We start from the raw sequence: 14,525 nt of genomic DNA, 5'->3' as shown, positions 1-14,525 counted from the left end.
GGGGGATGAGGGGGATGAGGGAGTGAGGGAGATGAGGGGGATGAGGGAGAACAACTAATCCCTAATCCCTAATCCCTAATCCCCAGTCCCCAATCCTTAGTATTTATTGCAAAATATTAATATAGTTGCGTCTGGAGTTTCATTAGTGGTAATGCACGCCTCTATTCCTAAGTCTAGCGATCGCCAGACCCTAGACGAAAGGAATCAAAAGTTAAATAATTTTACGCCAAGGCACATAGGCCCAAACTCCGATGATGTTAAGCAAATGCTTGAATTATTGGGGTTATCTAGTCTAGATGCTCTCATAGACCAAACAGTACCGCAGACAATTAAGCTCAATAAACCCCTACAGTTACCAGAAGCCCAAAGCGAGTACGCAGCACTGGCAAAGTTAAAACAAATTGCTACCAAAAATCAGGTTTGCCGCTCATACATTGGTATGGGATATTACGACTGTATTACGCCTCCTGTAATTGGACGTAATATTTTAGAAAACCCTGGTTGGTATACTGCCTACACTCCCTATCAGCCAGAAATTGCTCAAGGACGACTAGAAGCGCTACTCAATTTCCAAACCATGATTATCGACTTGACAGGTTTGGAAATCGCCAATGCTTCATTACTCGATGAAGCCACAGCAGCCGCAGAAGCAATGAGTCTGAGTTACGGAGTTTGCAAAAATAAAGCCAATGCCTATTTTGTTTCTCGTGACTGCCATCCCCAAACTATTGATGTCTTGCAAACACGCGCTAAACCTCTAGGAATTAAAATTATTGTTGGCGATCCTCAAACATTTGATTTTGAGCGACCAATTTTTGGGGCAATTCTGCAATACCCTGCTAGTGATGGCACTATTTACGACTACCGCGCTTTTATTGAAAAAGCCCATGCTAAGGGTGCATTGGTGACGGTAGCAGCAGATCCTTTAAGCTTAACTTTACTCACACCACCGGGTGAATTTGGCGCTGATATTGCTGTGGGTAGTACCCAGCGATTTGGCATTCCGTTGGGGTTTGGAGGGCCTCACGCGGCATACTTTGCTACCAAAGAAGAGTATAAGCGGCAAGTTCCAGGGCGAATTGTAGGTGTATCAAAAGATGCTCAAGGTAAGCCCGCATTGCGTCTCGCCTTGCAAACCCGCGAACAGCACATCCGCCGCGAAAAAGCTACCAGTAATATTTGTACGGCACAAGTACTGCTGGCGGTGATGGCGAGTATGTACGCCGTTTATCACGGCCCTGCTGGACTGAAGGCAATTGCTGAGAACATCCACCAGCTAACTTTAATATTGGCAGCAGGATTAAAGCGCCTGGGTTACAAAATTAGTTCCGAACATTTCTTTGATACGCTGCGCGTGGAGTTGGGAACGCGCAAATTAGAAACGATTCTTGAAGCTTGTCAAACACGAAATATTAACCTGCGGATTTTTGATAATACTGCTGTTGGCATTTCCTTAGATGAAACAACTACATCAGAAGACTTAATAGACCTCTGGCAAATCTTTGCAGGCACGGATGACTTACCCTTTACCCTAGAAGAATTAACCTCCCCCAAAGAAGAAGACACGGGGATACAGGGAAACGGAGACACGGGGACATTCTTCCTCTCCGCGTCACCCTTACGGGTTCGCCAGTTGCCTGATACCACTTTCCTCAACGGGGGGAACCCCCGCACGGAAGTGGCTCCGGAGGGAAACCCTCCCGCAGCACTGGACTCACCCCATCACCGCGTCACCGCGTCTTTTTCATCTCCCCATCTCCGCACCAGTACCTACCTCTCCCATCCCGTTTTTAATCGTTATCACTCTGAAACTGAGTTGTTGCGCTATCTTCACAAGTTAGAAACTAAGGATTTATCGCTAACTACATCGATGATTCCTTTGGGTTCTTGCACGATGAAGCTGAATGCCACAGCCGAGATGATGCCAGTAACTTGGGAGGAATTTGGTAAGCTACACCCATTTGCTCCCCCATCGCAAACGCGGGGCTATCAAATTCTGTTTCAGCAACTAGAGGCATGGTTGGCTGAAATTACTGGATTTGCGGGAGTTTCTCTACAACCAAATGCAGGTTCTCAAGGCGAGTACACAGGACTTTTAGTGATTCATCAGTATCACGAAAGTCGGGGAGAAGGACATCGCAACGTTTGTTTGATTCCTACCTCAGCACACGGGACAAACCCAGCCAGTGCGGTGATGTGTGGGATGAAGGTGGTGGCAGTTGCTTGCGACTCACAAGGTAACATTGACGTTGATGACCTGAAAGTTAAAGCTGAAAAACACAGCCATGAACTCGCCGCTTTAATGGTTACATATCCTTCAACTCATGGTGTGTTCGAGGAGGCAATTCAAGAAATCTGCGCTGTTGTCCATATCCACGGCGGACAAGTATATATGGATGGGGCGAATATGAATGCCCAAGTGGGAATTTGTCGTCCCGGAGATATTGGGGCAGATGTTTGTCATTTGAATTTGCACAAAACCTTCTGCATTCCTCACGGTGGCGGCGGCCCTGGTATGGGGCCAATTGGCGTAGCCTCCCATCTCGTGCCTTTTCTCCCCGGACATACCGTAGTCAAAATCAGGAGAGAGAAAACGGGCAATGTAAATGAAACACTTTCTACTTCTTCTACTACTCAGCACTCAGCACTCAGCACTCAGCACTCACATATAGGTGCTGTTGCTGCTGCGCCTTGGGGTAGTGCTAGTATCTTAGCGATCTCTTGGATGTACATTGCCATGATGGGTGCAGAGGGTTTAACCCAAGCAACTAAAGTGGCAATTCTCAATGCTAATTACATCGCTAAGAGACTTGAAGCGTACTATCCCGTTTTGTATAAAGGGAAAAATGGTTTAGTTGCCCATGAATGCATTTTAGATTTGCGATCGCTCAAAAAATCTGCCAACATCGAAATCGATGATATTGCCAAGCGTCTAATGGATTATGGCTTCCATGCGCCGACTGTCTCTTGGCCAGTGGCAGGTACAATCATGGTGGAACCAACAGAAAGCGAATCTAAGGAAGAATTAGACCGTTTCTGTGATGCATTGATTGCTATTCGTGCAGAAATTGCCGAAATTGAATCTGGCAAGGTGGATGCCCAAGATAATGTCTTGAAGAATGCACCCCACACTGCTGAAAGTCTCATTGCAGGAGAATGGCATCATCCTTATTCCCGCGAACAAGCTGCTTACCCTGCGCCTTGGACACGCGAATATAAGTTCTGGCCTGTTGTTGGTCGCATAGATTCAGCTTTTGGCGATAGGAATTTTGTTTGTTCTTGTCTGCCAATGGCTGCTTATTCGTAGCACCTAATTTATAACCGCCTTTCTGTTTGCAGAGAGGCGGCTAATATTGGGTATTTCAGCATAATAGTAGTAATTTTGTTTTGTCCCAAGGCGTGGACATGTAAGCATTACTTTATTAAAATTTTAAATTATCAATATTTTTTTATCTAACTACTAATTTTTCAAATGTATGGTTGGATATGCATTAAATAAAAACGGTATTCTTGTTGATGCTCAATTTAGTTTACATGCTCAGGATGAAATTTTCAAATGTATATTCTGCGATCGCCCACTTTTTTATAAACAAGCACACTACAGAACACGTAAAGAAACATCTTTCTGGGTATGTGGACATTTCTTTCATAATGTCAACACAGATGAAGCGCAAGAAATAGAAATAGATTGTATTAGCAACAAATTTATCAGTACCAGAAATGAAAGCGCAGCACATAAACATGCTAAAAGTAGAGCAAAAAATATATTGGATGCAACTATTCAAACCTACTTTAAACACGATAAATTTGAGTCACTTCAAGAATTACAATATCCAGGCAGAAGAACTGATATTGCAGTTGTAAATAAAAAAAGTGCAGGTTTTTTAAATTACGAAATACAGACTTCACCTACAAATTTAAATTCTATTACAACAAGGGTAGAAAAAGACAAAAACAACTATGTAGGAGCAACAATTTACGCAATCGGAGAAATTAGCAGACAAGGATCTACTGATAAATGGGGTAACGGTGTAGGTGGTCTAGGCACAACTCAGGCAGTACTTTTAGATTCATGGTTGAGAGCTTATGGAATAGCTCAAGATATCCAAAAAGTTGCGACTTATCATGAAATCACACAGTTTCAAGATACTAGAACCGGATTTATCTATGTAGAGCGCAAAGATATATATGGAGACATTCAATTTAATCTGCATAAGCTTATAAGCGGACATAGCCAAATCAGTGATGTCACTACAGATACAACAGCCGAAATTATATATCAAGCATTACTTGAACACGAAAAACTACGCAAAGACCCCATCATATTTGACATGAGTTTTACTGGCAATCCTTCTATTTCAAATATGAACGATACTGTTGAGCAGTTAGATGGTGATGACGATAACACAAAAAGATATGAAACACCTTTAGCAAAATTAGATTTAGACTTCCTTGATAACCTCAAGCTGCCGTGTCAAACACACCAGGGAGATATAGGGGTCGCAATAGAGATTGATATTGACACCCACAGAGCAAAAATTGTCTTGTTAGGACAAAGTATAGAAGATTATCAGTGGATTAACTTTGAAGACATATTTGTAGCAGAAGCAGATTTTATTGCAATAACAAGTACATGCAAAAAAACAGAATTAGAGAAAGAAGAAGATAATACGTCCTGGTTAAAGATAATTCACAAAGAACAAATTCCTTACAATACACTCAACCCAATAAAAGATTTTAACCAGGAAATTGCAAGTCGAGTACAAAGACTTAAAATAGGTGACAGATGTACCTGGATTGGTGCGCCTGATTGGTGGAATCCCAAGGGTGAGGAAATCAATGATATTGATGAAGGTGGAAAAGTACGTTTAGCTTACGATGGTAGATATATTCCCAGAGAGGAAGTGATTCTTATTGAATTTGTTGATTAAAAGCTAAGTAATCGCCCATCAAAAGCTAGTAGTAGCACGACTGTCTTAAAATAGCGCATTCACATTTTCAACTGGTCACAGTGAGGAGTCTCCCACCACACATTTATGTTGGTGGTTCTAGGTACGCCGCTGGTGGTACTAGGTACTGGGAAAAAGTTCTTTAAAATTTGGTGTTGGGCCAAAGCCCCCACCATAATATGAGCATTTGATATACCACTACCCCCTAATCCCCATTGCCCCTAATCCCCACTCTCTGCGGTCGTGGGGGCCCCGAGTTCCCCAGTCCCTTTTACAAAATGACTTGAGCATAGCTGTGTTGAATATTAGACTTCTTGCACGAATATTTAATGAATTGAATTTGTAGCTGCATCAAATAGGTTTTTCAACTGCAATCACACATTTAAGCCTGCTAGTCACGGCTTTGTTTGTGTAGCCCCAGACTTCCAGTTTGAGGGGATAATCGTATTCATGTAAGAGGTCTATTTTACTTTCGTCAGATTAAATTTGAAATCCTATTTTGACTTAGTCTGTGGAGACTGACTTTATTTGTGTGCAAGAGTAACCGCAATTTAATTGCCTGGATTATTCTTATAAACAAGCAATTTTAAAATTTAAAAATCTGCCAAAATGGCAACCGTACTCAGATTGACTGAGTTAAATTGTAGAAGATAAACGACTTCAAGGGTGTTGTTATCAGGGGCTACCAAGATATAAAACTAATACGTTCAAAGCAGTCTATCAATTTTTTATAGGACAAATAAAATATATCTACCAATAATTTACAGACTATTTATTCAGGCAAAAAATATTAAATATCTGGCTTGACATTTGTCGCATAGGGAATATTAAATGCTTACGGGCGTTGTCGTTGACGTACCATTAGCCCCCTAAATAACGGGCAACGTCTGCATATATTCCTAAACGCTACAGCGGCAAATGCCAGAGTGGGAGGAGGCGATTGGTATGCCTCCTCCTACTCTTTTTTTATGGCAATTGAGCAAAATTACAACCTTATAAGCTGTCGCGTATTTAATACCAATTCGTAATTCGTAATTCGTAATTAAGAAAGTCAAATATGGCAAGGCTTTTAGGGTTTGAGTGTGTTGCCTTATTTGAGATAATTGGTATAAAGCCTCCTTTTTAAGGGGGTTGGGGGATCTGAGTGCGTAAGTCCTGGCTTACTAATTTGTAATTAAAAATGCGATTCCAGTAGCCAATTTACAAAAAACTTGTATCTTGTAAAAACTTTAGAACAGCTGCGTTTACTGCGTCTGAAGAACCTGTTGAAGCATCATGACAGCAATTAGACAGAATTTGGAATTTGGAATTTGGAATACATTGATGCAGTTTTTTGCCATGACTAGTCGGAAACCAACCATCTTGTTCGCCCCACAAAATTAATGTAGGACACTTAATCTCACTCAAATATTGTTGAATTTTACTGAGCATATTTGGCTTATTGGCTTGATTATTGTCAATTTCCTGGGCTGCTATTTGTAACTCTTCGGCGACTTTGGTAATAGTACCAGGTAACTCAATAAACGGGTAAGCTATCCAATATGCGTCCTCTGGTGTCAGTATTGATGGATCGAATAATTCTCCACGCCTTTCTACTGCCATAATTTCTCTAAATAGAGGTGCAAACAAATATGCTAGACGTAAATAGTCAATTGCTTGCACTACTTCTAAAGGAGTTAAAGCAAGCAACCGCATAGCCCAATGAGGTAGATATTTGGCAAAAATAGGTACATTGACTACTACTAACCGCTCGATTAAATCGGGATTTTTTTGAGCGAGAGCAAGAGCAATTAACCCTCCCAATGATTCTGCTACGATCGCGGCAGGTTCATCGCATAATGTTTGAATGATTCTCTCAAACTCAATAATTTGATGGTTATGATGTTCTTTGCGAAACAATGGTTTTTCTGAAAAACCATAGCCTTTGGCATCAAAACATATTACCCGAAAATATTTAGATAGTGGGTCAATACTGTTACGCCAATTGTAGCTCCAGCTACCCATTCCATGTAATAAAATTAATGGTTTCCCTTTACCTTTTTCACCATAAGCAATTTGTACGGGATACCCACAAGCATCGCTAATAATTAGACTTTGCCGCCCTTTAGGAAAAGTGGCTTGCCACCAATCTTTCATTCCTTTATCAATGACTAATTTCAACGCCAGTTTAGGCGTACTACAGCATTCCAATTATTAGCATGGGAAATAAAATAAGACAATGGCTATTTGCCAAAACTATAAATAATCAACTAAATATTTACACTTTGGTGCTAACGAGGTAACTTAAAATATTCTTCCAACAACTTAAGATTATACTCGTTTGCTGTCCAAGCAAAATCAAACAAGTCTCCTGCTATAGGTATACTACCGACTAAGCTATCGATAACAATATTCAAAACCATTTTGCTTAAAATAGCTTTCGGTACTCCCAATCGCGCGGCTTCTAGGATTATGTAGCTAGAAAGTACAAACCCTAAAAAATCGCCCCCAATAGGTATAAATCCGATAATTGGATCTAGACCAATAGCAATTGGCGTTCCGGGAATAGTAATGACTTTATCCAAAAGACGGCTCAACTGACGCAGCCGCTTGATAGTAGGTGCATGAGCGCTACGATCGATATGAGAAAAACGTGAAGAAGAATTAGGCATGAGGGCGATCGCTTGTTTTAAGATGAACTGGTAACTGTCATGTTTTAGCTTATTAATTAATTTTTTTCAGCAAGTTTTTGTCTGTTTTTGAGCGCATATCCTCGCCAACAGTTACGTTCAATTGGTCGCCCACTAGCATCACAGCAGCACTCATCCATAGCCACAACATCAAAACTATCACAGTGCCCACTGCACCATAAACTTTATTGTAGTTGCCGAAATTGGCGACATAAATCCGAAACAAAGCAGACAGTACCGCCCAGAAAACAGCTGCTAAAATTGCCCCTGGCATCATTGGCGTACCTGAGTTCCAGACGCTGGGGCCATAGCGGTAGATAAAGCCGAATGCGGCTGCAACTATACCTAAAGCTAAAGGCCAGCGTAACAACTGCCAAAGATGCAACAAAAAAATTAAAGAACCATTTTCATACACCACCATTGCTAATAGAAGGTCGCTGATAAAAACTAAGAAAGAAGCCACCATTAACAGCAAAATTGTCCCGATTGTTAATCCGAGAGAGATGAGTTTAGCTTTCCAAAAGGGGCGCGTTTGTTCTGGGGGAATTTGATGAATTTGATCGAAGGCAGTCATCGCAGTACTTATAGCCCCAGAAGCAGTCCAAAGGGCGATCGCAAAACTCAAAGAGAATAAACCTCTGTTTTTAGAGTTGGTAATTTCTTTGGTGGCAAAATCACGGATTAATTTCAACGCTTCTTCGGGTGCGATTTGACTGATTTGATTCGCCAGTTGTTTAAAGGTATCTTGCAAGGATTCTTCAAATAGACCGATGGCTGTAAGTACGGCGAGAATTGCCGGAAACAGAGATAGCATGGCGTTGAAGGCAATTTCCGAAGCCAGTCCCAAAAGTCGCCTTTCGATTGTCCTAGTAAAAGTTTTCTTGAGCGTGCGCCAATTCAGATGACGAACAAAGCCGACAAAGCGAGACTGTCCCATGATTGTTAGCTATGGCTGGTTAGTATCCTCAAATAATTTGCCAGATTTTCAGTGGCGATCGCATATATTTTAGGAATTTTTTTACCAAATTTTGAGCGGTACTAAGTTAATGTACCTTTAGTCTTATGATTCGGATTGCCAAAAAGATGGGGAGGCGAGAATTTGACTTTTCACGATATGTGGAAAAGTCAGAGGGTGTGGGGTGTAGTCAGGCTTTCTTGTTTTCCCTACACCCTACACCCTACCAAGAGCCTTAACGAGGGTTTGAGGACTTCCCGTGAAAAGTCAGGGCGAGAATGTAGAATTTGATGCTTTTCCCTTAGCTTCAACAGCGATGGAATATTTCTTTATGTAGAAATCCCTCACTAGAGGGCTTTTAAATTTACCACTATTTCTTGTAAAAATGGTATCGTCAGTTTTTAGATTTGATGATACTAGTTTTGTTCTATTAATAACGTATTTAATTTTACGTTTTTCATTGACAAATACCTGAAATTAGCACATTGATAGTTATCAAAGAGTATTAAAATGACTGAAAGTAATGATAAAGCAGCAGTTTTAACACAAAAGTGGTTGGCAGAAATTCAGACGCTTAAACAACAGTTGGTAGAACAGCAACGCGATCGCGATGCGGCTTGGGAAAGTGCCCAAAAATGGCGCAAACTCTACAACACAGAAGCAGAGCAACGCCGTACAGATGCTCATCTATCGCAACAGGCGATCGCCTCTTTGAAAGTGGAAATTCAGAAACTCAAAGGTATTGAGGGAGGAATACTGGTTGATGGTAAAACAACGACAGCCATTCAACAAGAAGTCCAACAAATCCAATCTGTAAAAGAATTACAAGCGAAATTGATTGCAGTCACCAAAGAACGCGATCGCCTGCTGCAAGCTTTGAAAACCGAGCAAGACAGTCACGCCCAAACCCGCAAAAGTCTTACTACTGCCTTGGGTGACGCTATTGATAGCTTGGCAAAAGAGCGAAGCCGCGAGCAGGGACAGGGTAATTCGTAATTCGTAATTCGTAATTAAGAAAGTCCTGGGTTTGGATCTGTATCATTTCAAGAGCTTGGCATTAACTCCTGATTCTGCAAATTTTGGCTATCAAAAGTCCGGGGCAACTTCAACCCAAGCACTACAATGATAGTCATCATATAAGATACAAGAGCCATCCATAAAAGGTGGTTATTGTGGAAATACCATGCTGCAACAGCCAGTGGGGTAAAACCTAATCCAAATGCAAGTAGGACGGCGTTACGTAGGATTACACCTTCCTTTAAGCCAATGAAGTACCCTTCTAGCATGAAGGCTATAGCAGTAAATCCGAGAAGAGGCAGTAACCAGATGATGTAGCTAGTTATGTGTTTGTTAACCTCTGTATGATTAGTCAGCAATCCAAATACTGTATCTGGGAAGATAAGAGATACTGTTGCAAAAGCTAGTGCAATCAGCAAACTAGTCAGTATAGAAACATTCAGCAGTGGAAGCATTTGTTCTGTGGTTCCTTTGCCCTGAAAGTTCCCGGTTAAGGTTTGGGTTGTCATGCCTACACCTTGAATTGTGAACTGACTCAAAAGAGCAATTTGGAGAAGCAACCCGTTTTCGGCAAGGACAATTGTTCCCATAGCCGCACTTAGGTTTGTGAAAATAGCATAGGCAGAAATGAGAGCTAAAAATCGCACCAAAATGTTACTCTTGAGTGCAACAGCATCTTTGAGAGCTGCCCAATCAAAAACTTCTTGCAGAGCAGTTGGTAATGCTGTCCGCGGAATACTAAAACAGACCCCAATCAAACCAATCGCCAGCGCTAGATATTGACTAATAGCCGTTGCTAGCCCAGCTCCCATACTTTCCCAGCCCCACCGAACAATCATCAGATAATCAAGCAACACATTAGAACCGTTACCAACAAGAGAAATCAATAGCACTACACCATTCATTTCTCGCCCTAGAAACCAACCAATTAACACAAAGTTGAGCAAAACAGCGGGCGCTCCCCAAATCCGACCACTGAAATAATCAATTCCAGAAGCTTCAATATCTGGCGAACCGCTAAGGATGGTAAATCCAATTTTTTGGAGAGGATATTGCAACAACACAATCAGTAAGCCGATTACTAGCGCAATTAAACCACTGCGTAGTCCTGCCAGCAAAATAGCTTTGGCATCATCCAAACCAACAGCTTGGGCAGTCAGGGCATTGGTGCTTGAGCGCAAAAATTTCAATACGCGATAAAGGTAGTCAAAAAGGATAGTTGCTAGGATGACTCCAGCTAAGTGACGAATATCTGCCAAATGTCCTAAAAAGGCAATGTCAACTAGACCTGCTAGGGGAACCATCATGTTAGAAAGTACACTGACACTTGCCAGTCGGTAAAAGCGAGGCAAGAAGCTGTACTGCTTTGGAACCACAAATGTCATAGATTGCCTGTGCTGGAATTTATTGAAGTGAGAATTCTTTCAGTTTAGGCGACTAAACTAGTAAGAATTTATTTTTTTCAGGTCATAGTATGGTTTGTGAAACTAGGCTCAATCAAATAATTATACAAATACTGCGATCGCGACCTGACTTTTCACGGTACGTGGAAAAGGAGCGAGGGTGTAGGGTGTGGGGTGTGGGGTGTGGGGTGTAGTCAGGCTTTCTTGTTTTCCCTACACCCTACCAAGAGCCTTAACGAGGGTTTGAAGACTTCCCGTGAAAAGTCAGGATAGTGACACAGTAAGCTAAAGCGTATTGAATTTTCAGAAATACTCATAGTGGTTGTTAGCTGTTAACTGTTGACGGTCAACAGTTAACTCCGGTCAATGTGAAATTTCAAAGCGTAAAGGTGTTTTTATCTTTGCTTACAAATTAAGAGCTACGTGGCATACGTTCAATCTCGGCATATCCACTGAAAATTAATTTTTTATCCTCAGTTTCTAAACGATTGAGCCGCATTTTCACCCCATCAAGGTCAAAGCGATCCAAATCGACCATATTATCTAAAATTTCTGCCAGTGCTATGCTCAAGGTTTGGGATATTTCTTGTTGCGCTTCTGGTACAAGTTCGAGTTCAACTTGTGGATCTTTGAAGGAAATTCGCCGTCGCCTTTCTACAGCTAGAGTTACGGTCATACTCAGCGGTATTAGTTCGCCATTGTTTAAATCTGCTTTTGCCATAATCCGCAGGCGATTTTCCGGTAATAGTTGTACCTGAACCTCAGTAAAAGATACTGGTTCGCCGCCAGATAATGCCGTCAAGGCAGGCACAGAGAGATTTATGAGTCGCTTTTTCACGAGTTCGGCATTAAAGGATTGGTTAATGCCTGCTTCTGATAAAATTACTTGAGCGATCGCTTGGGTAGGTTGCTTGAGATTCAGTTTGCCACTTAGGACTGCTCCAAAGTCAATGGCCACCGCATCGGTTTCAAACGACATTTCCTCTACTGCAAACTCTCTCCGGATGACCAAGCCGCGACCGCTCATTTTAAAACTATCAATGCTGCCTTGCAACAACTTGCTGGAGGGATAGCAGCGCACAAAGACTTCTACTGACTCGCTTTGGGAAAATAGATGGCGAATCGTTTGGCTAGCGACTGTGTTGAGCATCTGCTCCCCCCAGTCTGTGCCTTTAGGATCTTTTAAACCAGTAAGTCCGCCGAACATTTGGTTTTAGTCTCTAGAAGTTCTTTGTACTTTTGTAACAAAATGTGAACAATACAGCAAGTGTCTGAAGATTGGTTGTGCTGATAGGCAAGCACGGAATGGCTGATAGTTAATATCTCAACTGTGTCTGATGTTACTTTTTTCGGTTGACAGTTGCAAGACTGCGAGTGCAATCAGTGGTACTGTTATGAGACGAGATTTTCTACTGTATCAGCATCGTTTGGTAATGCGGCTGTTAAAACTTCACTGCCTGAAGCTGTAACTAAAACATCATCTTCAATGCGGATACCTCGGACATCAGCAAATTGAGATAAGCGCTGCCAATTCACGACATTTTGATATTTTACCCGGAGATTAGCATCGTTTAAAATTGCTGGTACTTGATAAAAGCCCGGCTCAATTGTAACTAGCATACCCGATCGCAAGGGACGATTTAAACGCAGGTAGCCCAAACCAAAGCGATCGCTTCTTTGACGGCCTGCTTCATATCCTGCTAAATCGCCCAAATCTTCCATATCGTGGACATCCAAACCGAGTAAATGACCGATCCCGTGAGGAAAAAACAGCGCGTGAGCATCTATTTCTACTAAATCTTCAGCATTTCCTTGCAGAATTCCTAAATCTATTAAACCTTCAGCTATGACTGTGGCAGCTAGCAGATGAATATCGCCATACTCTACCTCAGGACGTATTTTCGCAATGCAAGCATCATGAGCTGCCAGCACAACATTGTAAATGTCTTTTTGAGTAGGTGAAAACTTCCCAGCAACGGGCCAAGTACGGGTGATATCAGCTGCCCAACCCATCTCAGTTTCAGCGCCAACATCAGCTAACACTAAGTCATTTGGTTGCAGCGGATGATGATACTGCTCGTTATGCAAAACTTCACCGTGGACGGTCACAATACTGTTGTAAGAAGTAGTCATATTACTGGCAATGATTACCCCCTCCATCGCCGCCCGGACTTCAGCTTCTAGTGTTGCTTTAGATGTGGCTGCCATCCCAGCTTTGTGGGCTGCAACAGTGACAGCAGCGGCTTTTCGCAGTTCAATTAATGCCCCTTCATCGTGGGTGAGACGCAGAGAAATAATTGCTTTGGCTAATTCTAAATCAATTCCTTGGAGGGGATTTTGCGGTAAAACCCATCTATTTAAAAGCTGCGATTGCTGCGTCCAAGTGCCAGCATCTTGTACGGCAATTGTGGCTGCATCTTCCAAGAAGAACTCTAATTCTGACATTGGTTTAGCAGCATCCGCGCCAATTTGTTGGGCGATTTCGTCTCGCTTCGGCATTTCTCCGTGCCAAAGGGCACTGCTAGGTTTGGGATCTTCCATGAATAGTTCTAGCTTGCCCGATTCTAGACGAATTGCCGCATTTTGGAGTGGCAGTCCAGCAAAATAAAGGAAATGACTGCTAGGGCGAAATGGCAAAAGATTTGCTGGAAAGTTACGCGGACTGCTGCTACCCGACCAGAGAATTACTGGAAAATCAATCAGGTTAGCAAGTCGTTGCCGTCTGTAGCTGAGGGTATCAGCAAGCGAACTATAAGTGTTGTGAATAACCATAAATTGAAACTAAGAGAAAAGAATAAATACTTTACTGACGCTTTGATTTAATCTTTATCGTCTTTGTCATCATCTTTATCATCGTCGCGATCGTCTTTTTTGTCATCATCTTTATCTTGGCGATCGGGCTGATTGGGCTGTTGATTAGGTTGTATAGTTGGTTGAGATGGAGCTTGCTGTACTGGATTAAGACAGCTAACTAATCCTGTAGAAATTAACCCGGAGTTGATGACAGCCAAGACAGCTTTGATGATTGTTATCCTCCAGTTTTTGTTTGTATTTAACATTGACCATACCTCCTGGAGATAGCATTACTAATTTCTAAGGTACTGTATAGAACCCATTTGACATCTAAGAAGGTGCTGCAAGCCTCTTAATCATCAACCGAATAAAACAAAGATTAACCTTGGCAGTCGCATTAGTTAAAGTTCTCTCAAAGTTCTTGACGAGGATTTTGCATCTTTCCATCCAAGAATTTGACCGCTCAATTACCCATCTTGCTGCAACCGGAATAAACCCAGATTTCCCTTGCGCTTTGTTTTCTTGTTTGGATGGTTTCGCCGAAAGTTCAAATCTGATTTTCGTCATGATCTGGGGATAAACCTTCTCTAACTCCTCGGTGAGATGTTCAGGATGATAACCGTGGTCTAGCAGGATGGTGGTCTTGGGAAGATTGACAGGTTTTGACTTGAAATAATCAATATTGAGCGTCAACATTTCAATCAAACCCTTATCATCAGATACATTCGCTTTGGTACAG

General features: G+C 41.9%; 11 protein-coding genes. 3 read left to right on the top strand and 8 right to left on the bottom strand.

From position 1 onward, the window contains the following. Positions 1-145 precede the first annotated feature (145 nt). Complete coding sequence (gene gcvP, locus I8752_RS18955; RefSeq protein ID WP_404827105.1) at positions 146-3,307, top strand: aminomethyl-transferring glycine dehydrogenase; 3,162 nt, start codon at positions 146-148, stop codon at positions 3,305-3,307. Between the two features lie 169 nt (positions 3,308-3,476). Continuing rightward, positions 3,477-4,931 carry a hypothetical protein gene (locus I8752_RS18950; protein WP_214433852.1) on the top strand — a complete coding sequence of 485 codons (1,455 nt, stop codon included), beginning with the start codon at positions 3,477-3,479 and terminating at the stop codon, positions 4,929-4,931. A 1,218-nt stretch (positions 4,932-6,149) separates the two neighbouring features. Here I8752_RS18950 and I8752_RS18945 read toward each other — a convergent pair. From I8752_RS18945 to I8752_RS18935, 3 genes are all read right to left on the bottom strand, one after another. Next, a complete protein-coding gene (locus I8752_RS18945; protein ID WP_214433855.1) occupies positions 6,150-7,085 on the bottom strand; it encodes an alpha/beta fold hydrolase in 936 nt (311 codons plus the stop codon). Between the two features lie 134 nt (positions 7,086-7,219). After that, complete coding sequence (locus I8752_RS18940; RefSeq protein ID WP_214433851.1) at positions 7,220-7,600, bottom strand: DUF4112 domain-containing protein; 381 nt, start codon at positions 7,598-7,600, stop codon at positions 7,220-7,222. A 52-nt stretch (positions 7,601-7,652) separates the two neighbouring features. After that, positions 7,653-8,555 carry a YihY/virulence factor BrkB family protein gene (locus I8752_RS18935; protein ID WP_214433850.1) on the bottom strand — a complete coding sequence of 301 codons (903 nt, stop codon included), beginning with the start codon at positions 8,553-8,555 and terminating at the stop codon, positions 7,653-7,655. A 528-nt stretch (positions 8,556-9,083) separates the two neighbouring features. Between I8752_RS18935 and I8752_RS18930 the strand changes: the two genes are divergently transcribed. Next, entirely contained in the window at positions 9,084-9,569 is a 486-nt protein-coding gene (locus tag I8752_RS18930; RefSeq protein WP_214433849.1) for a hypothetical protein, read from the top strand. A gap of 47 nt (positions 9,570-9,616) precedes the next feature. On the opposite strand, the gene gntT is transcribed toward I8752_RS18930, so the two are convergent. From gntT to I8752_RS18905, 5 genes are all read right to left on the bottom strand, one after another. Further along, positions 9,617-10,975 carry a guanitoxin biosynthesis MATE family efflux transporter GntT gene (gene gntT, locus I8752_RS18925; RefSeq protein WP_214433848.1) on the bottom strand — a complete coding sequence of 453 codons (1,359 nt, stop codon included), beginning with the start codon at positions 10,973-10,975 and terminating at the stop codon, positions 9,617-9,619. A gap of 430 nt (positions 10,976-11,405) precedes the next feature. Continuing rightward, on the bottom strand, positions 11,406-12,200 hold the full coding sequence (locus tag I8752_RS18920) for an LmeA family phospholipid-binding protein (protein ID WP_214433847.1): 795 nt from the start codon (positions 12,198-12,200) through the stop codon (positions 11,406-11,408). 185 nt (positions 12,201-12,385) lie between these two features. Beyond that, positions 12,386-13,765, bottom strand: a complete 1,380-nt coding sequence (locus I8752_RS18915; protein WP_214433846.1) for an aminopeptidase P family protein — start codon at positions 13,763-13,765, stop codon at positions 12,386-12,388. Positions 13,766-13,812: 47 nt separating this feature from the next. Further along, positions 13,813-14,052, bottom strand: coding sequence for a hypothetical protein (locus tag I8752_RS18910; protein ID WP_214433845.1), 240 nt, complete (start codon positions 14,050-14,052; stop codon positions 13,813-13,815). A 64-nt stretch (positions 14,053-14,116) separates the two neighbouring features. Then, the coding region (locus I8752_RS18905) for a transposase (protein WP_225895756.1) at positions 14,117-14,525 on the bottom strand (409 nt) is incomplete at its 5' end.

The organism is Dendronalium phyllosphericum CENA369 (genome assembly GCF_016056275.1).
GTDB lineage: Bacteria > Cyanobacteriota > Cyanobacteriia > Cyanobacteriales > Nostocaceae > Dendronalium > Dendronalium phyllosphericum.
Note: the sequence above shows the minus strand (reverse complement) of the source record. Positions and strands in the feature narration are given on the sequence as shown.